23 protein-coding genes are annotated in these 22,759 nt (G+C 70.7%); 9 read left to right on the top strand and 14 right to left on the bottom strand.

Annotated features, from left to right (window positions below):
- Positions 1–14 precede the first annotated feature (14 nt).
- Genes ACX9GQ_RS07550 through ACX9GQ_RS07540 form a run of 3 tightly spaced genes read right to left on the bottom strand, consistent with a single transcriptional unit; the run spans position 15 to position 3,152 of the window.
- Complete coding sequence (locus ACX9GQ_RS07550; RefSeq protein WP_459628892.1) at positions 15–1,004, bottom strand: Hsp33 family molecular chaperone; 990 nt, start codon at positions 1,002–1,004, stop codon at positions 15–17.
- Between the two features lie 7 nt (positions 1,005–1,011).
- Positions 1,012–1,941 (bottom strand): ornithine carbamoyltransferase, encoded by a 930-nt coding sequence (gene argF, locus ACX9GQ_RS07545; protein WP_459628891.1) that lies wholly within the window; start codon positions 1,939–1,941, stop codon positions 1,012–1,014.
- Positions 1,938–3,152: an acetylornithine transaminase gene (locus ACX9GQ_RS07540; RefSeq protein ID WP_459628890.1), complete on the bottom strand. Its 1,215-nt coding sequence runs from the start codon at positions 3,150–3,152 to the stop codon at positions 1,938–1,940. Before ACX9GQ_RS07540 ends, argF begins: the two co-directional genes overlap by 4 nt.
- Positions 3,153–3,500: 348 nt before the next feature.
- On the opposite strand from ACX9GQ_RS07540, the gene ACX9GQ_RS07535 reads away from it, so the two are divergent.
- Positions 3,501–4,025: a GcrA family cell cycle regulator gene (locus tag ACX9GQ_RS07535; protein ID WP_459628889.1), complete on the top strand. Its 525-nt coding sequence runs from the start codon at positions 3,501–3,503 to the stop codon at positions 4,023–4,025.
- A gap of 5 nt (positions 4,026–4,030) precedes the next feature.
- Here the strand turns inward: ACX9GQ_RS07535 and ACX9GQ_RS07530 are convergent, their stop codons facing one another.
- From ACX9GQ_RS07530 to ACX9GQ_RS07500, 7 genes are all read right to left on the bottom strand, one after another.
- Positions 4,031–4,516: a hypothetical protein gene (locus ACX9GQ_RS07530; protein ID WP_459628888.1), complete on the bottom strand. Its 486-nt coding sequence runs from the start codon at positions 4,514–4,516 to the stop codon at positions 4,031–4,033.
- A 79-nt stretch (positions 4,517–4,595) separates the two neighbouring features.
- Positions 4,596–5,303: a phosphate regulon transcriptional regulator PhoB gene (gene phoB / locus ACX9GQ_RS07525; protein ID WP_459628887.1), complete on the bottom strand. Its 708-nt coding sequence runs from the start codon at positions 5,301–5,303 to the stop codon at positions 4,596–4,598.
- A 63-nt stretch (positions 5,304–5,366) separates the two neighbouring features.
- Positions 5,367–6,479 carry an ATP-binding protein gene (locus ACX9GQ_RS07520; RefSeq protein WP_459628886.1) on the bottom strand — a complete coding sequence of 371 codons (1,113 nt, stop codon included), beginning with the start codon at positions 6,477–6,479 and terminating at the stop codon, positions 5,367–5,369.
- Between the two features lie 27 nt (positions 6,480–6,506).
- The gene (locus ACX9GQ_RS07515) at positions 6,507–7,535 is read right to left on the bottom strand and encodes a lysylphosphatidylglycerol synthase domain-containing protein (RefSeq protein ID WP_459628885.1); all 1,029 of its coding nucleotides are present in this window, start codon (positions 7,533–7,535) and stop codon (positions 6,507–6,509) included.
- Positions 7,536–7,661: 126 nt separating this feature from the next.
- On the bottom strand, positions 7,662–8,372 hold the full coding sequence (locus ACX9GQ_RS07510; protein ID WP_459628884.1) for an RraA family protein: 711 nt from the start codon (positions 8,370–8,372) through the stop codon (positions 7,662–7,664).
- A 13-nt stretch (positions 8,373–8,385) separates the two neighbouring features.
- Positions 8,386–9,459 carry a malate/lactate/ureidoglycolate dehydrogenase gene (locus tag ACX9GQ_RS07505; protein ID WP_459628883.1) on the bottom strand — a complete coding sequence of 358 codons (1,074 nt, stop codon included), beginning with the start codon at positions 9,457–9,459 and terminating at the stop codon, positions 8,386–8,388.
- Between the two features lie 131 nt (positions 9,460–9,590).
- Complete coding sequence (locus ACX9GQ_RS07500) at positions 9,591–9,830, bottom strand: hypothetical protein (RefSeq protein ID WP_459628882.1); 240 nt, start codon at positions 9,828–9,830, stop codon at positions 9,591–9,593.
- 179 nt (positions 9,831–10,009) lie between these two features.
- Between ACX9GQ_RS07500 and ACX9GQ_RS07495 the strand changes: the two genes are divergently transcribed.
- Together ACX9GQ_RS07495 and ACX9GQ_RS07490 are read left to right on the top strand one after the other, a co-directional pair.
- On the top strand, positions 10,010–11,017 hold the full coding sequence (locus ACX9GQ_RS07495; RefSeq protein WP_459628881.1) for an aldo/keto reductase: 1,008 nt from the start codon (positions 10,010–10,012) through the stop codon (positions 11,015–11,017).
- A gap of 154 nt (positions 11,018–11,171) precedes the next feature.
- Positions 11,172–11,639 (top strand): histidine phosphatase family protein, encoded by a 468-nt coding sequence (locus ACX9GQ_RS07490; protein ID WP_459628880.1) that lies wholly within the window; start codon positions 11,172–11,174, stop codon positions 11,637–11,639.
- A gap of 17 nt (positions 11,640–11,656) precedes the next feature.
- On the opposite strand, the gene ACX9GQ_RS07485 is transcribed toward ACX9GQ_RS07490, so the two are convergent.
- The gene (locus ACX9GQ_RS07485; RefSeq protein ID WP_459628879.1) at positions 11,657–12,187 is read right to left on the bottom strand and encodes a DUF1499 domain-containing protein; all 531 of its coding nucleotides are present in this window, start codon (positions 12,185–12,187) and stop codon (positions 11,657–11,659) included.
- A gap of 74 nt (positions 12,188–12,261) precedes the next feature.
- On the opposite strand from ACX9GQ_RS07485, the gene ACX9GQ_RS07480 reads away from it, so the two are divergent.
- Together ACX9GQ_RS07480 and ACX9GQ_RS07475 are read left to right on the top strand one after the other, a co-directional pair.
- Positions 12,262–12,615 (top strand): DMT family protein, encoded by a 354-nt coding sequence (locus ACX9GQ_RS07480; protein WP_459628878.1) that lies wholly within the window; start codon positions 12,262–12,264, stop codon positions 12,613–12,615.
- A 37-nt stretch (positions 12,616–12,652) separates the two neighbouring features.
- Entirely contained in the window at positions 12,653–13,408 is a 756-nt protein-coding gene (locus ACX9GQ_RS07475) for a class I SAM-dependent methyltransferase (protein WP_459628877.1), read from the top strand.
- A 4-nt stretch (positions 13,409–13,412) separates the two neighbouring features.
- Here ACX9GQ_RS07475 and ACX9GQ_RS07470 read toward each other — a convergent pair whose 3' ends face one another.
- On the bottom strand, positions 13,413–15,002 hold the full coding sequence (locus ACX9GQ_RS07470; RefSeq protein WP_459628876.1) for a peptide chain release factor 3: 1,590 nt from the start codon (positions 15,000–15,002) through the stop codon (positions 13,413–13,415).
- Between the two features lie 106 nt (positions 15,003–15,108).
- A complete protein-coding gene (locus tag ACX9GQ_RS07465; RefSeq protein ID WP_459628875.1) occupies positions 15,109–16,068 on the bottom strand; it encodes a DMT family transporter in 960 nt (319 codons plus the stop codon).
- Positions 16,069–16,239: 171 nt separating this feature from the next.
- On the opposite strand from ACX9GQ_RS07465, the gene ACX9GQ_RS07460 reads away from it, so the two are divergent.
- The gene (locus tag ACX9GQ_RS07460; RefSeq protein WP_459628874.1) at positions 16,240–16,713 is read left to right on the top strand and encodes an N-acetyltransferase family protein; all 474 of its coding nucleotides are present in this window, start codon (positions 16,240–16,242) and stop codon (positions 16,711–16,713) included.
- Complete coding sequence (locus ACX9GQ_RS07455; protein WP_459628873.1) at positions 16,710–18,932, top strand: mechanosensitive ion channel family protein; 2,223 nt, start codon at positions 16,710–16,712, stop codon at positions 18,930–18,932. Before ACX9GQ_RS07460 ends, ACX9GQ_RS07455 begins: the two co-directional genes overlap by 4 nt.
- Positions 18,933–18,944: 12 nt before the next feature.
- On the opposite strand, the gene ACX9GQ_RS07450 is transcribed toward ACX9GQ_RS07455, so the two are convergent.
- Entirely contained in the window at positions 18,945–20,477 is a 1,533-nt protein-coding gene (locus ACX9GQ_RS07450) for a S10 family peptidase (RefSeq protein WP_459628872.1), read from the bottom strand.
- A gap of 109 nt (positions 20,478–20,586) precedes the next feature.
- Between ACX9GQ_RS07450 and ACX9GQ_RS07445 the strand changes: the two genes are divergently transcribed.
- Complete coding sequence (locus ACX9GQ_RS07445; RefSeq protein WP_459628871.1) at positions 20,587–21,546, top strand: threonine ammonia-lyase; 960 nt, start codon at positions 20,587–20,589, stop codon at positions 21,544–21,546.
- The gene (locus tag ACX9GQ_RS07440; protein WP_459628870.1) at positions 21,531–22,706 is read left to right on the top strand and encodes a M20/M25/M40 family metallo-hydrolase; all 1,176 of its coding nucleotides are present in this window, start codon (positions 21,531–21,533) and stop codon (positions 22,704–22,706) included. Before ACX9GQ_RS07445 ends, ACX9GQ_RS07440 begins: the two co-directional genes overlap by 16 nt.
- Positions 22,707–22,759 lie beyond the last annotated feature (53 nt).

Raw genomic sequence — 22,759 nt, 5'->3', positions numbered from 1 at the left:
GCGCAGAGGCGCGTCTACACCGCCGGAGGATCGCCCGGCAGGAGGCCCACGTCAGCGGGCTCGACGTGGTAGTGCGTCGAGCAGAACTCGCAGGTGATGCCGATGCGGCCGTCGTCGCCCACCATCGCGCGGCGTTCATCGTCGGAGAACTGGCGCAGCATCGTGAGGATCCGGTCGCGCGAGCATCGGCAGCGCTCGACCACGGGTTGCGGATCGAAGACCCGGACCCCGCGCTCGTGGAACAGCCGGAAGAGCAGCGCCTCGCTGGTGAGCGTGGGATCCACGAGCTCGTGGTCCTCGACCGTGTCGACGAGCAACCTCGCCTCGACCCAGGCGTCGTCCTCGGCGGCCTCGGGAAGGACGGACCCCTCCGGCGCATCGCCCGGCGAGAGGTCGGCCTGGCGCTGCCGCTCGGGCGAGGTCGGGAGGAACTGGACGATCAGCCCGCCGGCGCGCCAAGCGTGACCCGAGCCGTCGCCGCCGAGTGTCTCGCCCACGGCGAGGCGGACCCGTGTGGGGATCTGCTCCGACTGGCGGAAGTACTGGTGTGCCGCCTCCTCGATCGACTGCCCGTCCAGCGCGACGATGCCCTGGTAGCGCTGCATCGTCGGGCCCTGGTCGATGGTCAGGGCAAGGTGACCGCGCCCGAGCAGCTGCGGCGGCGTCGCCGTGTCCGGCAGCGCGGCGAGGCGCTCCGCGTCGAACCGCGCATAGGCACGGACCCGGTCGGGGGCCTCGAAGTCGACGACCAGCATGTCGACGGCCCCGTCGGACCGGGTCTGCAACTGGAAGCGGCCGTCGAACTTCAGGGAGGTGCCCAGCAGGACGGCCAGCGCGATCATCTCGCCGAGAAGCCGCGAGACGGGCGAGGGGTACGCGTGCCGCTCGAGGATCCGGTCGACGAGGTGGCCCAGCCGCACGACACGCCCGCGCGCGTCCAGCGCCTCGACGGCGAAGGGCACGACGCGGTCGTCGCGGTCGGCGTGCAGGTCGGATGCGCTCACGCGGGTCTCAGCCGATGGCGCCGAGACACCACGCCAGCACGCCCTTCTGAGCGTGGAGCCGGTTCTCGGCCTCGTCGAACACGACCGACTGCGGCCCGTCCATGACCTCGTCGGTGACCTCCTCGCCACGATGCGCCGGGAGGCAATGCATGAAGATGGCGTTGTCCCCGGCCGCCTTCATGAGCTTCGCGTTGACCTGGTAGGGCGCCAGCAGGTTGTGGCGTCGGCCCGCGTCCTCGTCGCCCATCGAGACCCAGCAATCCGTGACGACGCAGTCGGCGCCGCCGACGGCCTCGTGCGGATCCGAGATGTAGGCGACGCGGGCGCCCTCCCCGCGGGCCCATGCCAGCAGGTCGGCGGGCGGCGCGAGTTCGTCCGGGGACGCGATGTTGAGCCGGAAGTCGAAGCGGGCCGCGGCATGCACCCAGGAGGCGAGGACGTTGTTGCTGTCCCCGACCCACGCCACGGTCCGACCGCGGATCGGGCCCTGGTGCTCCTCGAAGGTGAGCACGTCGGCCATCACCTGGCACGGATGCGACGCCTTGGTCAGGCCGTTGATGACGGGAACGTCGGCGGCCTCGGCCAGCTCGCGCACTGCGTTCTGGTCAAGCATGCGGATGACGATGGCGTCGACGTAGCGCGACAGCACGCGGGCCGTGTCGCCGATCGTCTCGCCACGGCCGAGTTGCATCTCGGCTCCGGTGAGCATGATCGTGTCGCCGCCGAGCTCGCGCATGGCGAGGTCGAACGACACGCGCGTGCGGGTCGACGGCTTGTCGAAGATCATCGCGAGCGTCTTGCCCTCGAGCGGGCGGTCGACGGGGCGCTGGCCGCGCCGGCGCTCCGTCTTGAGACGGGCCGACGCATCGACGATGCGCCGGAGCTGCTGTCCGTCGAAGTCCGCGAGGTCGAGAAAATGCCGGGGGGCCGCCGTCATTCGGCCGCCCCCTTGACCGCGGCCGCCTCCAGCGCCGTCGCGGCGCGGTCGAGCCGCGCGACGGCGTCGGTCACGATCGCCTCGTCGATGGTCAGCGGCGGCAGCAGGCGAAGCACGTTGTCACCGGCCGGCACGGTGAGCAGCTTTTCCGCCCGCGCGGCGGCGGCGAGGTCCGTGTTCGGCACGCGGCACTTGATGCCGACGAGGAGGCCCTCGCCGCGGATCTCCTCGATGATCGAGGGATGGCGGTCCTTGAGCTCGGCGAGGCGCTGCTTCATGAGAAGCGCGATGCGCTCGACATGCTCGAGGAAGCCGGGCGCCAGCACGACGTCGAGAACGGCGTTGCCCACCGCCATCGCCAGCGGATTGCCGCCGAAGGTGGTGCCGTGGACCCCTGCCGTCATGCCCTTGCCGGCCTCGCGCGTCGACAGGCAGGCGCCGACGGGGAAGCCGCCGCCGATGCCCTTGGCGATCGCCATGATGTCCGGCGTGACGCCCACCTTCTGGTGCGCGAAGAGCTTGCCGGTGCGCCCGACGCCGGTCTGCACCTCGTCGAAGATCAGCAGCAGGCCGTGCTGGTCGCACAGCTCGCGCAGGCCGCGCAGGCATTGCGGCGGCACGGGGCGCACGCCGCCCTCGCCCTGCACGGGCTCGACGAGGATCGCAGCGGTCTCCGGGCCGATGGCGGCCTTGAGCGCCTCGTGGTCGCCGAACGGCACCTGGTCGAAGCCCTCGACCTTCGGGCCGAAGCCCTCGAGGTACTTCTTCTGCCCGCCGGCTGCGATGGTCGCCAGCGTGCGGCCGTGGAAGGCGCCCTCGAAGGTGACGATCCGGAAGCGCTCCGGATGGCCGTTCGCGTGGTGGTACTTGCGCGCCATCTTGATCGCGCACTCCAGCGCCTCGGCGCCGGAGTTGGTGAAGAAGACGTGGTCGGCAAACGTGTTGTCGACGAGCCGCTGCGCCAGCCGTTCCCCTTCCGGGATCCGGTAGAGGTTGGACACGTGCCACACCTTCTCCGCCTGCTCCTTCAGGGCGGCGACGAGATGGGGGTGGGCGTGGCCGAGCGCGTTGACGGCGATGCCCGAGCCGAAGTCGAGGTAGCGGTCGCCTCGATCGGTGATGAGCCACGGCCCCTCGCCTCGCTCGAACGACAGCTCGGCGCGCGCGAAGGTTGGCAGCAGCGGCGACGGTGTCTGGTTCACGGAGGCCATGGTCCTGTCTCTCGTTCGGGCCTGCAAAATCAAAAAGCCGCCCGACACGGGCGGCACGACCGAAAAACTAATGTGGCAGGCCTTTCTTCTTGTCAACGCGCGGCTGCGCGCGAGCGTCGCGGCACCCCCGCCGCGGTGGCGCCACGATCCTTGTTGAAAACGCGGGACCGGCGGACTGTCCGGTTGCACCGGAGTCCGCGGCTGGCGTAGGTTCGCCCCTGTCGAATACGACATCTGGTGCGGCAAACTACGGAACCATCGATATCTTGCGTGCGCTCGTCCGGGGAACGGGGGGAGCGAACGGAGGCGGATTCGAGGCGCCGCTCAACACAGACGGGGATGAGGCCGATGTCCTGGAACGACGATCGCGTCGAGCTGCTGAAGAAACTCTGGAACCAGGGTCTCAGCGCCAGCCAGATCGCCGCCGAGCTCGGAAACGGCGTGACGCGCAACGCCGTGATCGGGAAGGTGCACCGCCTTGGACTGTCGGGTCGCGCCAAGGCGCCGGCGCCGCAGGCCGCACGGCCGCGCAAGACCACCCGCGCGCCCAGCCATCCGATGAGCCACGGGCCCGCCGTGCGCGGCAACCTCGCGCTCAGCCCGAAGGCGGCGCCGACGCCGGCCCCCGTCGTTCACGTGGCCCCGGCGCCCGCGCCGGAGGTGGTGATCCCGATGTCGGAGCGGGTCACGATCATGGAGCTGCGGGAATCCATGTGCCGCTGGCCGCATGGCGACCCGACGTCGCCGGACTTCCGCTTCTGCGGCGCGAAGTCCCCGCCCGGCACCCCCTATTGCGGTTATCACGCGCAGATCGCCTATCAGCCGTCGCTGGAGCGTCGCCGCGACCGCAACCGGACCGTCGCGCGCGACTAGGCCGCTCAGGCGCCGTCGTCGCGATAGTCGGCAAAGCGCTGCCGCCGGTATCCGGGGCGGCGCGGCACGAGCCAGCGCGAGCGCCGGTGAACCCAGTCTGAAAGCCCGGGCTCCCGCAGGCGGATGCGCGTGCGTGAAGCCCGGCGATCGACCGTCGAGACGACCCAGACCTCTCCCGCCACCAGTGCCCTCAGCACCGCTTCGAGCTCGCCGTGGCGCAGGCCCCGCAGGCTGCCGTGCTGCTCGACGTCCTCGACATGGACCTCGTAGCGACCGCGGCGGACGTCGAGCCCGATGAAGAACCAGCAGAGGCCCGGCGAACCGGTTCCCTCGACCGAGAAGGTCGTCGGCGACTGGCGCAGGGCGATGCGGGACGTCGGCACGCGCAGGACGATCCCCGCCAGAGCCTCGGCGATGGCGGGCGCGGGCCGTCGCTCGGGCGGGCGCGCCGGCGGCGGGCGGCGGATGGGACGGGTCCGGATCTCCGACATGGGAAGAGCGTAGCCGCGTCGCCCCTCCGGGCCAAGCGGGGAGCCATGCGCGCCGGACAGTGCGGCGTCGTGCAACCCTTCAGGCGCGGCGGGAGAAGGTCTCGTCGAAGGAATACCCGGCGCCGCGCACCGTGCGGATCGGATCACGCTCCCGCGGACGGTTGAGTGCCTTGCGCAAGCGGCCCACATGGACGTCGACGGTGCGCTCGTCGATCTCGCTGTCCATGCCCCACACGCCGTCGAGAAGCTGGGCGCGACTGAAGACCCGGCCCGGCTTCTCCATCAGGAACTCCAGCATTCTGAATTCAGTAGGCCCGAGGTGCAGTTCCCGGCCGCCCCGGCGCACGCGCCGCGTCTCGCGGTCGAGCGCGATGTCGCCGGCCTCCAGAACGCTCGCGACGCGTTCGGGGGAGGCCCGGCGCAGCAGGGCCCGCACGCGGGCGAGGAGCTCGGGCACCGAAAACGGCTTGACGATGTAGTCGTCGGCGCCGGTGGCGAGGCCGCGGACGCGCTCGCTCTCCTCTCCGCGGGCGGTGAGCATGATCACGGGAAGCCGCTGCGTCTCGGGGCGCTGCCGCAGCCGGCGGCAGAGCTCGATCCCCGACAGGCCGGGCAGCATCCAGTCGAGAAGGACAAGGTCGGGAACGGTCTCGCGCAGGGTCAGCTCCGCGTCGTCACCGCGCGCAACGGTTTCCACGGCATAGCCTTCCGACTCGAGATTGTAGCGCAGGAGCAGGGTCAGCGGCTCCTCGTCCTCGACGATCAGGATTCGCGGCACGCTCGCCATGGTCACACCCCCGCTGGGACGCGTTCCTTCTATGACTGCGGGATGACGCTTTTATAACACCCGTCAGCCGACGCGGCCGTCTTCGACCCTCGAGGGAAGAAGGACCCGGAAGGTGGCGCCCTCGCCCGGGCGGCTCTCGATCACAAGGCGTCCGCGGTGGCGGTTGAGGACGTGCTTGACGAGGGCAAGGCCCAGACCCGTGCCTCCCTGGACCCTGCTCTGACCGGTGTCCACGCGATAGAACCGCTCGGTGAGGCGCGGCACGTGCTCGGGCGCGATCCCCGGCCCGTAGTCCCGGACCGACAGGCGAACCGTCCCGCCGGTGCCCGCGTCCGGTTCCTCGTCCAGCGTGACATCGACCTTTCCGCCGGATTGTCCGTACTTGATCGCGTTCTCGATCAGGTTCTCGACGACCCGCAGCAGCTCGTCCCGGTCGCCGGGCACGACCGGTGCCGGGAGACGCTGGTCGAGGGCGAGGGCGACGCCCCTGTCGTCCGCGAGGGGCCGCAGCGTGTCCATCACCTGCCGGACGACGGCGCCCAGGTCGACCGGCGCCTCCGGGCGGCGATGCTCGGCCATCTCGACCCGCGACAGCGTCAGGAGGTCGTCGATCAGCCGGGCCATGCGCCGGGCCTGCTCGCGCATGATGCCGAGGAACCGTTCCCTCGCCACCGCATCGTCGCGGGCCGGCCCCTGGAGCGTCTCGATGAAGCCGAGGACGGAGGCCAGCGGCGTCCGCAGTTCGTGGCTGGCGTTGGCGACGAAGTCGACGCGCATCATGTCGAGGCGCTGCTGCTCGGTGCGGTCGCGGAACAGGAGCAGCGCCGAGGGCTCGCCGCGCCCGGCGTCCGGCGCGAGGATGCTGGCGGTCACGTCGAAGAACTTCTCGACGGGAACGCGCTCCGCATAGGAACCGATCACGCGGGTTTCCCCGTCGCGCAGCCGTCGCAGTGCGTCCACCACGTCCGGAGAGCGAACGGCGAAGGAGAGCGGCCGGCCGGCGGCCAGCGCCGGCCATGCCGCGCCGGCGGATGCGTTGAAGGCCAGCACGACGCCGCCGGGATCCGTGACGATGGCCGGATCGGACAGCGCGGCGAGGATGGCCCGCATCAGGGCCTGCCCGGACGGATCGGGATCGTCGACGCGCGGCATGGTCTCCTCCGGTCGCAGCATCATGGTCATGCGTCGTGCGACGGTGGCGTGTCAGTCCTCGCGGACCGTGCCTTCTTCCACCCGCGCCCGGAAGGCCCGGACCCGGGTGGCGATCTCGAGCCCGCCGAGCACGAGAAGCGCGATGACGAACGGCACGAGGTAGTAGCAGATGCGGAACAGCAGCAACGCGCCGATCAGCCCCTCGTAGGGCAGGCGCCAGAAGGCGAGCAGGATGGTCGCCTCGAACACGCCCAGCCCGCCCGGGGCGTGGCTGACCATGCCGAGGATGCAGGCGAAGGCGTAGACCGCGGCGAAGGTCCCGAATTCGACGCCGTATCCGGCGGGCAGCAGCACGTAGAGCACGGTGGCGGCGCAGCAGACGTCACCGACGCCGAGCAGGATCTGCCCGACCGACACCCTGAAGCTCGGGAGTTCCAGCCGCCAGCGGCCGATGCGGATGCGTCGCCGGCCGAGCCACGAATAGACGATGTAGGCGCCGATGCAGCCCAGCACGGCGATGCCGATGAGCCGGTTCACGGACACCGCCAGCCGGTTGATCTCGGCGATGGCCTCCGCCCGGAAGACCAGCCCCGCGCCGACCACGGCGCCCATGCCGATGAGGAAGGTGGAGCCGGCGATGAGCGTCAGGCCGGCGACCTTGCTCGCAGGCAGCCCGCGCGGGGCGTAGATCCAGTAGCGGACGGCGCCCGCCGTGAAGAGCGGGAAGCCGAGCGTGAACGAGATGGCGTAGCTGGTGAAGGACGCGAGCGCCGTGAAGCGGTAGGCGATCTTCGCGCGCATCTGGTGCAGGGCGAGCGCGTCGTACCCTGTGAGCAGCGCATAGCTCAGCACGGTGAAAAGGAAGGCGAGCGCCAGTTGCTCGCGCGCCTTTCCTGCGAAGGCCGCCGTCACGTCCTCGAAACGGACCTGCTTGAGGATCTGCCAGAGGACGACGATGGAGAGGGCAAAGAGCAGGACGCTGAGGACAGACCCGATCCAGCGCCAGCGGGAGCGGGAGCGGACGATGCCGCTGCCTTCCTCCTCGTCATGCCCCTCGGGAGGGGGGGCGCTGGTCTGCATGCAAGCGTTCCTGCCGGACGATGGCGTCGCGCCGCCTCTATCGCAGCGTCGGCGGCGCACGGCAACCCGGCGCGGCGAAATGCCGGGGCGGGCCGGCGGCCGCGCGCCAGGGTCGGAAGGGCCGGCCTAGTGGATCTCGTCGGCGCGCGAGAGCGCATCGCGGAGCTTCTCGAGCGAGAAGTCCCGGCTCCGGGCCACGGCCAGGATGGGCTCCTCGCGCCGGGCGCAGAGATCGGCGGCTGCGGGAACCTTCGCGGCGACGTCGACCGGAATGACGACGGCGCCGTGCCTGTCCGCATGGACGAGGTCGCCCGAGCGCACGGTCATCCCGGCGACCTTCACGGGTTCGCCGAAGCCGGCGAGATGGACGTGGGCATGAGAGGGCCCGATCATGCCGGCGAGCGCCTGAAATCCCTCCGCCCACTGCGGAATGTCGCGGATGCTGCCGTCGGTGACGACGCCGAGACAGCCGAGCGCCTTGTGGACGGCGCTGTGCACCTCGCCCCAGAATGCGCCGAAACCGGCCTGCTCGCCGTCCAGGTCCTGGATGACGCTGATCCGCGGCCCTGCGCCGCTGCCGACGTAGTCATAGTAGGAGAGCCGCAGGGCGCGCTCCTCCTGCTTCCCGCGCGCCGAAGCGGTCGTGGCGCGGATCGTGGCCGTGCGGGCATAACCCACGATGGGCGGCAGGTCCGGGAACGGGCAGACGAGCGGGCGGACGGTGTAGCCGGTGAGACGCCGCTCCGGCACCACCAGCTCGAGAGCGTTGCAGATGGTCGGCGTGTCGTAGCGGCCAAGGGCGTCGAGGACGCTACGCGGCAACGGTTCGGTGCTCATGGGATGCTCCGGATCAGGACAGGCCGGCTGCGGCCGACAGGCGGGCGCGGTCGATGCCGACCGTCTCTCCCGAGGCGAGGATCTGCTCCCAGGTCGTCGTGTCGACGGGGATGCCGCCGGAGAGCCGCGCGGCGCGCATGGCGAGTTCCGGCTCGCCGGCCAGGAGCACGGTGGGCTCGCGGCCCGGCGGCGGCGACTTCGCCCACGCGATGAAGGCCTCCATCTGCTCGTTGAACCGCTCGCTGGTGCCCATCGCCTCCGGCGAGATGACGAACGACACCATGTTGTTGATGATGGCCGGCCGCTTCCGGCGGCCGTTCATGGTGCCGCCACCCGTCAGCGCGCCCGCAATGAGCTCGCAGGCGAGGCCGAGCGCCCAGCCCTTGTGCCCGCCGAAGGGCAGGATGGCGCCGAGCGGCTCCTCGAACATGTGGGCCGGGTTGGTGGTGGGTTCGCCCTCGTGGTCGAGAAGCGTGTCCGGCGGCAGCGGAATGCCCTTGTTGTAGGCGACCCGGACCTTGCCCATGGCGAGCTTGCTGGTGGCGAAGTCGACGATCACCGGCGGAGCGTCGCGACGGGGGATGCCCGCCGAGAACGGGTTGGTCACAAGCCGTGCCGCGCGTCCGCCAAACGGCGCCACGACAGGCTCGGACACCACGTTGACCATGTGCACGGAGACGAGCCCCGCCGCCGCGCACTGCTCCGACCAGTGGCCGATGCGGCCGATGTGGTGGGAGTTGCGCAGGGCCAGGATGCAGGACCCGTTCTGCCGTGTGCGCTCGATGGCCAGGTCGACGGCGTCGTGGGCGATGGTCTGCCCGAGGCCGAGGCGGCCGTCGCAGACGATCATGCCCCCCGTATCGAGCACCACCTCGGGCGTCTGGTTGAGGATGAGCTCGCCGGCCTTCAGGTTCGACAGGTAGGCGGGGATCATGCCCACGCCGTGAGAATCGTGGCCACGCAGGTTGGATTCGACGAGGTGGTCGGCGGCAAGCCGGCACTCCCGCGGGGAGGAGCCCGCCGCGGCGAAGAGGGCCTCGACGGCTGCCCGTAACCCGGGCTCGGTGATGATGATCTCGCTGGCCATGGCCGCGTCGCGCCCTCCCGTGCGGCTCGAAGCGGCCGCTTCCGCGACATTCTCCGCTGGCGGCCCCCATGGCAAGGCCGCCAGCGCCGACGCCAGGACATGACCGCCCGGCGCCGGGGGCTCGCCTGCACCTAGATGCGGGTCCCGGGATCGGTCGGCACGCCGGGCAGGTAGTCCGGCTCGCCGCCCGCCGGCTCGGCGGGAGGATCATCGACCGGATAGGGTGTCCGCGGCCCGTGGGGGCCGGGCACGGGCCGCTCGTCCGGCTCCGGCGCGGGCGGCGTCTCTCCGGGGATCGATCCGCCGGGCGCCGGCCCGGGCGGAACGGGATGACGCCCCGGATCGGGCGAAGGGGGTGTCGGATGCGGCATGGGCAGCCTCCGCTGGAGGGGGTGGACCCCAATGTCCGGCGCCGCATGCGGTTCCGACCCGCTTTGGCCGCGGCGGCCGGCCCCGGATGCGGCCCGCTGCCCCCTGCCCTGCAGCCGCCGCGCTTGCCAAGCGGCTCGGCGCGAACCAGTCTCCCTCGCACCAACACGGGAGGATCGCGATGGAGTACCGGACGCTGGGCCGCAGCGGGCTCAAGGTGTCGAAGCTGTGCCTCGGCACGATGATGTTCGGCGGCCCCACGGACGAGGCGACCTCCCACGCAATCATCGGCCGGGCCCGCGACGTGGGCGTCAACTTCATCGACACGGCCGACATCTATGTCGAGGGCCGGTCGGAGGAGGTCGTCGGGCGCGGCATCGCCGGCGACCGGCACCGCTGGGTGGTGGCGACCAAGGTGGCCAACCCGATGGGTGCAGGCCCGAACGGCCGAGGCCTGTCGCGCAAGTGGGTGATGGAGGCGGCCGACGGCAGCCTGAAGCGGCTCGGGACCGACTTCATCGACATCTACTACCTGCACAAGGAAGACCACGACACGCCGCTCGGCGAGACGGTTCGGGCGATGGCCGACCTCGTGCGCGCCGGCAAGATCCGGTACTTCGGCGTCTCCAACCACCGCGCGTGGCGGATCGCCGAGATCTGCCGCCTCGCGGACGAACTCGGCATCGACCGGCCGGTGGTGAGCCAGCCCTACTACAACGCGATGAACCGGATGCCGGAAGTCGAGCAGCTGCCGGCCTGCGCGCATTTCGGGATCGGCGTGTTCCCCTACTCGCCCCTGGCGCGCGGCGTTCTGACGGCAAAGTACGACCCGGCCCTGCCGCCGCCCGAGGGCACGCGCGCGGGCCGGCAGGACCCGCGCATGATGCAGACCGAGTGGCGGCGGGAGTCGCTGGAGATCGCCCAGGAGATCAAGGCGCACGCGGCCGCCAAGGGGGCGTCCCCGAACCATCTGGCGGTGGCGTGGGTGCTCAACAACCGGCTCGTGACCGGCGTGATCGGCGGACCGCGGACGATGGAACAGTGGAACGACTACATCGCCGCTCTTGACTACGTGTTCACGAAGGAGGACGAGGCGCTGATCGACCGGCTGGTGGCCCCGGGCCATCCCTCGACGCCCGGCTACAACGACCCCGCCTACCCGCTGGAGGGGCGCGTCAGCCACGTCTGAGACGTTCCGCCGCCGTTGACCGGCCCGGCGACGGATCCATGTCCGCCGCATGATCCGCTCAGCAACCGCCCTTGCCGTCGCTTTCTGCGCCTTGCTTTTCGGATGGGTCTCGCCCCCTGCGAAGGCGCAGGCTGCCGACCCGGCCTGGGAGGTCATGAGGCAACCCGGCGTGGTGGCCCTTATCCGCCACGCACGCGCTCCCGGCGTGGGCGACCCGCCGGGATTCCGGCTGGGCGACTGCACGACCCAGCGCAACCTCTCCGACGAGGGGCGGGCCCAGGCCCGCCGGATCGGGGAGACAGTCCGCGCCAGCGGCGTCGAGGTCGGGCGGGTCCTGACCAGCCAGTGGTGCCGCGCCCGCGAGACGGCCACGCTCGGCTTCGGGTCGGCGACCGACTTCCCGGCCCTGAACTCCTTCTTCGCCGACCGGACCGACGAGCCCGAGCAGACCGCCGCCGTCCGCGCGGCCATCCTCGACTGGCGGGGCCCCGGCCTTCTGGTGCTGGTGACCCACCAGGTGAACATCACCGCGCTGACGGGCGTCACGCCGCGGGAAGGGGAGTTCGTGCTGGTGCGGGGGCAGGACGGGCGGGTGGCGGTGGAAGGCCGGATCGCGCCATAAGCAGCTGCCGGCCGGGCCTAACCTTTCGCCTGCGCCGCCTTCAACGCCGGGTCGTCGAGCCAGCGGCGGATGCGGGCGATGTTGGCGCCGAGGTCGGAGCGGCCGAGCTGGCTGCGGGAGTAGATCGCGGCGGTGGACCGCCCGCCCTCCGCGGGCAGGACCATGATGTCGACCGTGTCCGGGTATCGCATCAGCGGCGTTCGCACGACGAAGCGGTCGCCGCGCCCGCCGCCCGCCTCGGCCACGCGCACGGCGCCGGGCTCGGCCGCGACGAGCGCCAGAAGACGCTCGCGCAGAGCATGGAACGGCAGGTCGTAGGCGGGCATCATGATGTCGACCGCTGCGGTTCCGCACAGCCCGGGCGGGCAGGCGAGCGCGTCGTTCGGTGTCGAACGACGGACGATGCGGGTGAAATCGACCGGGCCGAGGTCCGGGTTGCCGAAGAGTGCGCTCCAGACGCGCTCGATGCCGAAGGGGCGGTCGCGCAACGCGAGGCTCAGTCCGGCGAGCGCGAGGGCGGCGACGAAGGCGAGGGTCAGCCAGCGCATGTCAGCCCCGCCCCTGTCCCGCTTGCACCGCGCCGTCTAGGCTGCCCCCCGTCCCCTGATCCCTCGAGTCGTCCATGAGCTCTCTCGCCAGCCCGCACGTCCTGCCCATCCTGCTGCTTCTCGCGTCCAACGTCTTCATGACCTTCGCATGGTACGGGCACCTCAAGGTCCCGGACCGGGCCCTGCCCCTCGTCATCGTCGCCAGCTGGGGCATCGCCTTCTTCGAGTACTGCCTTGCCGTGCCGGCGAACCGGATCGGCCATCAGGTCTACTCGGCGGCGGAGCTGAAGACCATGCAGGAGGTCATCACGCTCCTCGTCTTCGCGGGATTCTCGGTGCTGGTGCTGAAGGAGCCGCTCGGCTGGAACCACGCCATCGGCTTCTGCCTCATCGCCGCGGGCGCTTTCTTCGTCTTCCAGGGCCGCTGACGGTAGCCTAGGCTCGGCTGCACTCAGAGAGGACACGATGTTCATTCCCACCGGCACCCCCAACGTCGACCGCTACATCGAGCACGGCTACGACAAGGTGCGGGGCATGTCCTCGCGCTTCGCGGCCAGCATCTGCTCGTGGCTGCTCAAGCACCAGGCGAGCCTGGGCATCCGCGGGCACTTCGCCGAGATCGGGACCTTCGAGGGCCGCTTCTTCATCGCCCTCGCGCTGGCGCTCGAGGAGGGCGAGCGGGCGGTGGGCCTCGACCTCTTCGACTGGCCGAACAACCGGGTGCAGGACCTCTTCCTCTCCCACTGCGCGCGGCACGGCCTAGACGCGGAGCGCTTCACGGCCCTGAAGCGCGACAGCCGCACGATGGCCCCGGACGAGCTGCGTGCGGTGTTCGGCGAAGGGGACGTCCGCTTCTTTCACATCGACGGCGAGCACGGCGACGAGGCGCTCACGAAGGACCTCGCGCTCGCCCTGCCGCTGATGCATCCGCAGGGCCTGATCTGCCTCGACGACATGCTGCATCCGGCCTATCCGCGGCTGGTCGATACCGTGCACCGCTGGCTGGACACCAACCGGGAGTGGTGCGTGATGCTGCTCATCGACCGCGAGGACATTGTCGCGGCGGCCAAATACGTGATGTGCCGGCGCGACGCCGTCCCGTTCTACGAGACCGCCCTTCTCGAGCGCTTCGAGAAGCAGGTGTTCGTGCTCGGCGGCGACTTCCTGGACAACGTCTCCGTGGTCCTGACGCCATACCCGCGACTGGCGGAGGTCGACTGACCCGTCAGGCCGCCCGGTCGCGGATCTGGTAGTCCTTCACGTCGGAGAAGGTGATCTTCTCCCAGCGCTCCTGGTCGTAGCGCAGCTGGAAGGCGTTGGGCGCCATGAACACCGGCGCGCCGTCGAGGTCGGCAGCGATCGACGAGAAGTGGGAGTCGATGAAACGGTCGAGTTCGGCCCGGTCCGGGCAGGAGATCCACCGGCAGATCGAGAACCGCGTCTGCTCGTAGCCGATCGGCAGGCCGTACTCGGCCTGCAGGCGCTCCTGCAGCACGTCGAGCTGCAGGGCACCCACGACGCCGACCATGGCGCCGGAGCCATCGTGCGGGATGAAGAGCTGGACGACGCCCTCCTCCGCCATCTGCTGCAGGGCCTCGCGCAGCTTCTTGGCCTTCATCGCGTCGCCAAGCTTGATGCGGCGCAGGATCTCGGGCGCGAAGGACGGGACGCCGCGGAAGAGGATGTCCTCGCCCTCGGTCAGCGTGTCGCCGATGCGCAGCGTGCCGTGGTTGGGGATGCCGACAACGTCGCCGGCATAGGCCTCCTCGGCCAGCGCGCGGTTGCGGGCGAAGAAGAACTGCGGCGTGTTGAGGCTGATCGGCTTGCCCGTGCGCACGAGCTTCGCCTTCATTCCGCGGGTGAGACGGCCGGAGCACACGCGCAGGAAGGCGATGCGGTCGCGGTGGTTGGGATCCATGTTCGCCTGGATCTTGAACACGAAGCCGGTCATCCGGCCCTCGTCGGCCGCGACCATGCGGCCGTCCGCCTGCTGGGCTCGGGGTGCGGGGGCGATTGCGGCGAGGGCGTCAATGAGGTCACGCACGCCGAAGTTGCGCAGGGCGCTGCCGAAAAACACCGGCGTGAGGTGCCCCTCGCGGAACGCGGCCTCGTCGAAGGGGCGGCAGGCCTCGGCTGCCAGCGCGATCTCCTCGGCGAAGGCGTCGCGCTCCTCGGCGGGAAGCAGGGCGAGCAGCGCCGGATCGTCCGGCCCGCTGACCGACATCGGCGTTTCGTCGGCGTCGAGCCGCCGCACCTGCCTGCGGGCGATGTCGTAGGTGCCGGCGAAGCTGCGGCCCCGGCCGATCGGCCAGTTGGCCGGCGCCGTGTCGAGGGCGAGCGTCTTCTCGATTTCGTCGAGCAGGTCGAACGGGTCGCGGCTCTCGCGGTCCATCTTGTTGACGAAGGTGACGATCGGGATGTCGCGGAGGCGGCACACCTCGAACAGCTTGCGCGTGCGCGCCTCGATGCCCTTGGCGGCGTCGATGACCATGATGGCGCTGTCGACGGCGGTCAGCGTCCGGTACGTGTCCTCCGAGAAGTCTTCATGGCCCGGCGTGTCGAGCAGGTTGAAGACGCGCCCGTCATACTCGAACGTCATCACCGAGGTCACGACGGAGATGCCGCGTTCCTTCTCGATGCCCATCCAGTCGGAGCGGGCGCTGACGCGGTTCTTCTTGGCCTTCACCTCGCCGGCGAGCTGGATCGCGCCACCGAAGAGCAGGAGCTTTTCGGTGAGCGTGGTCTTGCCCGCGTCCGGGTGGGAAATGATGGCGAAGGTCCGGCGCCGGGCGACCGGATCGGCGATGTCGTTCATGGTGGCTGTCGCTTCGGGCGGTCCGTCGGGCGCGCCGCGGCGCCCTGTCCGCAGGCTTCGCCGCCGGAGGTAGCGGGGAAACGGCGCCGGATCAAGCTTCGGAGGGCTACTCGGCCGGCCGGACGGGAGGCGCGGCGGGAGAAACGGCCGCGACTCCCCGCTCCGCCACTCCGCGCACGCGCTCCCGATACATCGTGTAGAGGCTGGATGCGACGACGATGGCGCTGCCGAGCAGCGTGAAGGGGCTCACCTCCGTCGCGAACACGACGAAACCGTAGACCACCGCCCAGATCATCATCGTGTACTGCATCGGTGCGATGACCGCGGCCGAGGCGAGGCTGAGCGCCCGCAGGATGAAGAACTGGGCCGTGCCCATCATAAGCCCGGATGCCGCCAGCATGCCGATGGAGCGCAGGTCGGGCGTCACCCAAACGAACGGCAGCACGGGCAGGCTCACCGCCACGAGGCCGAGCATGACGGCGGTCGCCATGGTCGACGCCGTCTCGATGCCGCGCAGGCGCCGCATGATGATGAGCGTCCCGGCCCCGCTGAAGGCCGTCGCCAGGGCGGCCAGATGGCCGAGCTTGAGCTCGGCGAAGCCCGGGCGGACCATCACCAGCACGCCGATGAAGCCGATGATCACCGCCGCCCAGCGCCGGGCGCCGATCTTCTCGCCAAGCATGGAAGGCGCCAGCACGGTGACGATGAGCGGCGCACAGAACGCAAGCGCATAGACGTCGGCGAGCGGGAGATGGCGGAAGGCATAGAAGCCGAGGATGGCGCCGACCCCGGCGAGGACGCCGCGCGCCAGAACCCAGACGAGGTTGTTGCCGCGCGGCATGCGCAGGCCGCGGCCGCCCAGGATCATGAACGTGACCGGAATCATGGCGAACACGGCCTGGAACGGCAGGATCTGGAAGGTCGAGTACCGGCCCACCAGCGACTTGATGACGGCGTCGGACGAGGAGAACAGGAAATAGGCGAACAGGGCGGACGCGATGCCCTTCACCGTCGCCATCCGCCGGTCGGGCTGGACGGCGCCTCGCAGGGCAGGGTCGGTCGACACTGCTGGACGTCTCCTCTGCTGCGATGGGCCCGTTGCGCGCGAGGACGGTTCACCGCCGGGGGCTTTGAATGATAGGGATAAGCCGCACCGCCGCCTGCGTCCATGCTCGGGAGCCGTCTGCGCCATGCATCGCCGGAAGGGGTGCCGCGCCTTTCGCGGGAAACCGCGTCGATGAGGACGTGTGCCAGCCCCGGCGCGACCCTGCGCCCCTACCGCCCATCCGACCGGGCCGCCTGCGCCGGGATCTACGTGCGGGCCAGGCGCCACGCCTTTCACTGGTGCCCTCCCGAGCAGTTCCGCACCGAAGACTTCGAGGCGGACAGCCGGGGCGAGGTCATCACGGTGGCGACGCTGGATGAGACGGTCGTCGGCTTTCTCTCCCTGTGGATGCCGGACCACTTCATCCACCTGCTCTTCGTCGACCCGCCCTTTCACGGCCGCGGCATCGGGCGCCAGCTGCTCGAGCATGCGGAGGTCACGTTCGGCGACTGGTCCTGGCTGAAGTGCCAGGCGCAGAACGAGCGGGCGCTCTCCTTCTACCGGGCCTGCGGGTGGAGCGTAGGCAGTGGGGGCGTGAACGAACTCGGCCCGTGGGTGGCCGTCTCATGGAACGTCAACGGAAGCGGGGCTAGACTGGGCCCGTGACACGCGCCCGCCACTTCACCGGATCCCGCCTCGCCATGGCCTCGATGCTCCGCCTTGCCGCAGCGGCCGCCCTCCTCGCGGCCTCGACGCTCGCGGTGTCCGCCCAGCAGTCGACGCAGGGGACGCCAACAGCGCCACCCATTCGCGTGATCATCGAGGTGCCCAACGACGACGCGGGGAAGGCCTTCGTCGCGGACAAGCTCATGCCGAAGCTGGGCAGCGAGGCGAAGCCGACGACTGCGCCTCCCGCCGGCCCGACCGCGGCGCCGGGGGCCTCGCCCTCCGCTGCCAACGAGCCGGGTGGAGGCATGATGGTCCCGTCCATGGCCGCCGAGCAGCTGACCTCGGTGCGCGACCGCGGCGAGAAGCTCATCATGGCGGTGCCCCGTGTTCCCGAGGCGGTGGAGTCCGGCTTTCGGACCTTCATGGCGATGGGCAACCGGTTTCACCTGCCATGGCTGCTGGCGGCCTTCGCCCTCTTCGCCGGCGGTGGCCTGCTGTTCCGGCGGCTGGCATGGTGGTCCGCCCGCGGCCTCCTCAACCGCATCCTCGAGGCGCCCGGGGCAACGCCGGGCGACCGCGTGCGGCTGCTCGGCCTGCGCGTGTCGATGTCGATCTACGTCCTGACGGCGACGACGCTGGGCAGCGTGGGCGCCTTCCTGCTGTTCCCGTGGCCGCCCGTCTTCCGCGAGGCGCTGCTCACGTTCCTGACCGTCTTCATCATGCTCGGGCTGGCGACGGCCTTCGGGCGGGTCGTCATCGCGCCGGGCGCGCGGCACGACTATTTCCGCGTCCTGCCGCTGAGCACGCCGCTGGCCGTCTTCTGGTACCGCTGGTGGATGCGCACGGTGTTCTTCGCCAGCGTGGGCTGGGCCGTGCTGAACGTGCTCAAGCTCGTCGGCGTCTCCCGCGACGCTCAGGACGTGATCGTGGTCGCCTGGTTCGGCCTCATCGCGCTGATGGTGATCGGGGTCATCTGGCGGCGCGTGACGATGCCCGAAGAGCCGCAGATCAGCCGTCTCGTCGCCGTGGTGCTGACCACGGCGATCATGCTGGCCTGGCTGTTCTTCGCCCTCGACATGCCGGCGCTGCTGCGCACGGTGCTGGTGTTCTCGCTCGCGCCGCTGGCCGCGGCCATCGTGCGGCTCGGGGTCCGCAACGTGGTCCGGGCCGAGGATGCGGCATCGAAGAACTCGGCCGTGCTGGCGTGGGCCGTCGTGGTCGAGCGGGCGCTACGGGTCGGCATCGTCATGGCCGGCGCCTCGGTCCTCGCGGGGGCCTGGGGGGTCGACCTCGGCGACATCGCCATGGGCGAGACCGGGTTCACGCGCACACTGCGGGCGGTGCTGCGCATCGTCATCGTCCTGCTCGTCGCCGACCTCGCCTGGCGCCTGATCAAGGCGCTGATCGACGGCCAGATGGACGGCGAGGCCGTGAGTACGCACGACGACTCCCCGGAGGCGCGTCGGCGGCAGCGCCTGCGCACGCTGCTTCCCATCCTGCGCAACTTCCTGCTGGTGCTGATCGCCTCGATCAGCATCCTGATGGTGCTGGACGCGCTGGGCATCCAGATCGGCCCGCTGCTCGCCGGCGCCGGCGTGGTGGGCATCGCCATCGGCTTCGGCGCACAGACGCTCGTCAAGGACATCATCTCCGGCGTGTTCTACCTGCTCGACGACGCGTTCCGCGTGGGCGAGTACATCCAGGCCGGGAGCCACAAGGGGACGGTGGAATCCTTCTCGCTGCGCTCGGTGAAACTGCGCCACCACCGCGGGCCGATCACGACCGTGCCCTTCGGGGAATTGGGCGCGGTGCAGAACCTCAGCCGAGACTGGGTCATCGACAAGGTGACGATCGGCGTCACCTACGACACCGACCTGGACAAGGCAAAGAAGATCATCAAGCAGATCGGCAAGGAGCTCGCCGCCGATCCCGAGTTCGCGCCCAACATCATCGAGACGCTGAAGATGCAGGGCGTCGAGCAGATGGGCGACTTCGCGATCCAGCTGCGGCTGAAGATGATGACGCGGCCGGGCGAGCAGTTCGCCATCCGCCGTCGCGCCTACGCACTGATCAAGAAGGCCTTCGCGGAGAACGGCATCCGGTTCGCCTTCCCCGTCGTGCAGGTGGCCGGAGGCGAGGGCGAGGCCACGGCCGCGGCCGCCCGAAAGGCCTTCGAACTGACCGCCACCCCACCCGCCGGACAGCCCACGACATGACGGGCCGTCGCGTCAGCGAACGGCCTCGCGCAATGTCACCGCTGCGACCAGCGCCGCCACGTCGTCGCGCAAGGCGCGGCGTGCGTCGTCGCGGAAGTAGAACATGTGCCCGCCGGGATAGACTTCGAGGCGCACGCGATCGGGATCGCCGAGCGGCGGCAGCTGGTCGATGAGGAGCTTGCTCTCGAAATAGGGCGTGACCAGATCAGTCACGCCGTGCACGACAAGGGCGCGCAGGGCCGGATCGAGCGCCGCCGCCTGCCTCAGGTCGTCGAGCGCCTCCGGAGCGGCGCGGCGGTTGCCCCACATCCAGCTGTTCCCGACCTCCCGGTTGAGCACTCGGTAGGGCCGGTCGATCTGCCAGCCCCACTGCCGGTAGAGGTCCGTCATCGCGGCGGTGAGCGGGGCGTCGACGGCGTCGAGGATCGGGTCCTCGGCGCGCGAGACATAGGCCAGCGGGTTGGGATCGAGCCCGGTGACAAGGGCGTCGTAGAGGCTGCCGATGCGCTCCTGCCCGCGGTTGCGCTCACGGACGAAGACGGACGCCTCGACGCGCCCGCCCAGCCGCCGCACGAGCGCAGGGTCGAGGCCGGTGAAACCCGCGACGCGGGCCGACATCCGGTCGAGGGCCGCCCTGTCGCGCTGCCCGCGCAGGAGATCGGCGACATACTCGGTGGCGGCGTAGCCCTCGACGTCGGCGAGGGCGTCCCGCCCGACCGTTCCCCCGCGGGCCGCGGCCGTCATCGACGGCAACTCGGCGATCCAGCGTAGCGGCGTGTGCCGGTTCTGGAACCGCCAGCCGAAATCGAGGACGGGCGACACCATGACGAGACCGCGAACGCCCACGCCCTGCTCGGACTGCAGGGCGCGCGCCAGCTTCGGCACGCGGAAACCGCCGTAGCTCTCCCCGACGAGGATCTTGGGCGAGGCCTGCCGCCCTTCCCGTTCGACATACTTCCGGATGGCGACGGCGAGCGACCCGATGTCGCCGTCCACGGAGTAGAACCGACGGCGGGCGTCGTCGCCACGCTGGTTCGTCCAGCTGTAGCCGGCGCCCACGGGGTCGAGAAACACCAGGTCCGTGAACGGCAGCCAGGTCTCGGCATTGGGCACGACGGCGGGATCGGTGGACGGGGCTATGGTGTCGAGCGGCAGGCGCCACGGCCCCACGCCGCCGATGTTCAGGAAGGCGGAGGCGGCGCCGGGACCGCCGTTGAGGAGGAAAGCCAGCGGGCGGCGCGCGGCCTCCTCCTGCTCCTTGCGCACGGCAACGAAGCCTATCTCGGCGATCAGCGGCCCGCCCTCGCCGTCGTAGAGCGGGATCGTTCCCAGGGTGACGGTGAAGGCGAGACGCCCGTTGCCGAGCGCAATCTCGTGGCGCGTCGTGCGTTCGGGCGGCAGCTTGCGGCCGTCCTGCTCGCCGCGAGCGCGCTCGGACTGGCCCTGACCCTGCTGCCGCTCCGGTGCGGATTGCTGCGCCGACGCGGGCGCGAACATCGCCGCCGGAAGTACCAGAGCCACGAGAGCCGCGAGGACGCCGCGCATGTCACCTCCCCTTGCCGCGGGCAGTGCCGGCCTGCCCTTCAACCCCCCGGCCATTGCGCCGGTTCGCCCGGGGCCGCTAGAAGGTCCGTGTCAACCGTACCGGACCGTCATGCTCCACCGTGCCCCACCTTCTCACGAACGGATCGCCGAAGCCCACCGGGCCATCGATCCCGTCTTCGTGAACTCGCCGCAACTCTCGAACCCCGCCCTCGACGCCGCGCTCGGCTGCAGCCTGCTGGCGAAGGTCGAGACGCTCAATCCCATCCGCTCCTTCAAGGGCCGGGGGACGGACTGGTTTGTCCGGACGGACAAAGGGACCGAACCGCTTGTGACGGCCTCGGCGGGAAACTTCGGACAGGGGCTCGCCCGCGCCGCCGTCGCGGCCGGACGTGCCATCGTCGTGTTTGCGTCGGTGAACGCCAATCCGCTGAAGGTGGCCGCGATGCGCCGGCTCGGCGCCGAGGTGCGGCAGGTCGGCGACGACTTCGACGAGGCCAAGGCCGCCGCGCGGCTCTTCGCCGAGGGCGGCGGGGGCCGGCTGGTGGTGGACGGCGACGAGCCGGCCATCGCGGAGGGCGCCGGCACGATCGCCCTGGAGATGCTCCGCGATGCCCCCGATCTCGAGTGCGTCGTCGTGCCGCTCGGCAACGGGGCGCTCGCCACGGGCATCGGCGCCTGGATCAAGGCGATGTCGCCGCGGACGCAGGTCATCGCCGTCGTCGCGTCGGTGGCGCCTTCGATGAAGCTCTCCTTCGACCTCGGCCGCGTCGTCGAGACGGAGGACGCCCCGACGATCGCCGACGGCATCGCGGTGCGCGTGCCGGTGCCCTACGCGCTGGACACGATGCGGGGGACTGTCGACGAGGTCCTGGCGGTCGACGAGGACGTCATCGTCGGGGCCATGCGGCTCGCCCACGAGCATCTCGGCCTCGTCGTGGAGCCGGCCGGCGCCTCAGGTCTCGCTGCGATTCTCGCGGATCCTGCCCGCTTCGCAGGCCGGCGTGTCGGCACCATCCTGTGCGGCGGCAACCTGACGCCGGACCAGATCCGGCAATGGCTGACGCCGTGACCGTTCCCATGAAGGACCTCATGCCCAGCGATCCCGTCGAACTCCTTGCCCGCCTCGTCGCCATCGACAGCGTCAATCCCGACCTCGTGCCCGGCGCGCGGGGCGAAGCGGCCATCGCGCGCTTCTGCGCCGAGTGGCTCGACGCGCGGGGCTTCGAGGTGCACCTCGTCGAGGAGGTCGCGGGTCGACCTTCGGTCGTCGGCATCGCGCGCGGCAAGGGCGGGGGCCGCAGCCTGATGTTCAACGGCCACATCGATACGGTGACGCTGCAGGGCTACGACGGCGACGCTCTGGCGCCCGTACAGCGCGACGGGCGGCTTTATGGCCGCGGCTCGTTCGACATGAAGGGCGGGGTGGCGGCCATGATGGTCGCGGCGGAGCGCGTGGCCGCTGCAGGCGTGCGTGGCGACGTCCTCGTCGCCTGCGTCGCGGACGAGGAGTATGCGAGCTTCGGCACGGAGCAGGTCGCCGCGCGCTTCCGGGCCGACGCCGCCATCGTGACCGAGCCGAGCCACCTTCAACCGACGGTCGCGCACCGCGGCTTCGTGTGGGCCACCGTGGTGATCGAGGGGCGCGCCGCTCACGGATCCCGGCCCGAGTTCGGGATCGACGCCATCGCGAAGGCCGGACACCTTCTCGTGGGGATCGAAGCGCTCGACCGCCGGTTGCGGGCGCACCCGACCCATTCGCTCCTCGGCAGCGGCTCGGTTCACGCCTCGCTGATCAGCGGCGGGCAGGAGCTGTCGAGCTACCCGGCCGAGTGCCGGATCGGGCTGGAGCGGCGGACCATTCCGGGCGAGACGGGCGCGCTCTTCGCCGCGGAGCTGGAGGCGATCATGACCGCGGCTGCGGCGGACGATCCCGACCTGCGCTGGCGCATCGAGATGAGCCTCGAGCGACCGCCCTTCGAGGTTGCGCCGACGGAACCGGTCGTCGCATCGCTGGCGCGTGCGGCGCAATCGCATCTGGGGACGCCGCCGGTCTGGCGGGGCGAACCGTTCTGGACGGACTGCGCCATCCTTGCCTCGGCCGGCATCCCCTGCGTCATGTTCGGTGCCGACGGGGGCGGGGCGCACGCGGCTACGGAATGGGCCGAGATCGCCTCCGTCCGGCAGCTCGCCGACATCCTCACGGCAACGGCACTCGACTTCTGTGGCTGACGTCGGCACAGCTTCCGCATTGCAGCCACAGTCATGGGTTGCAACGCCGGACG

Source organism: Alsobacter sp. R-9 (assembly GCF_054612375.1).
The sequence above is the reverse complement of the archived record's forward strand: the minus strand, read 5'-3'. Positions and strand labels throughout refer to the sequence as shown.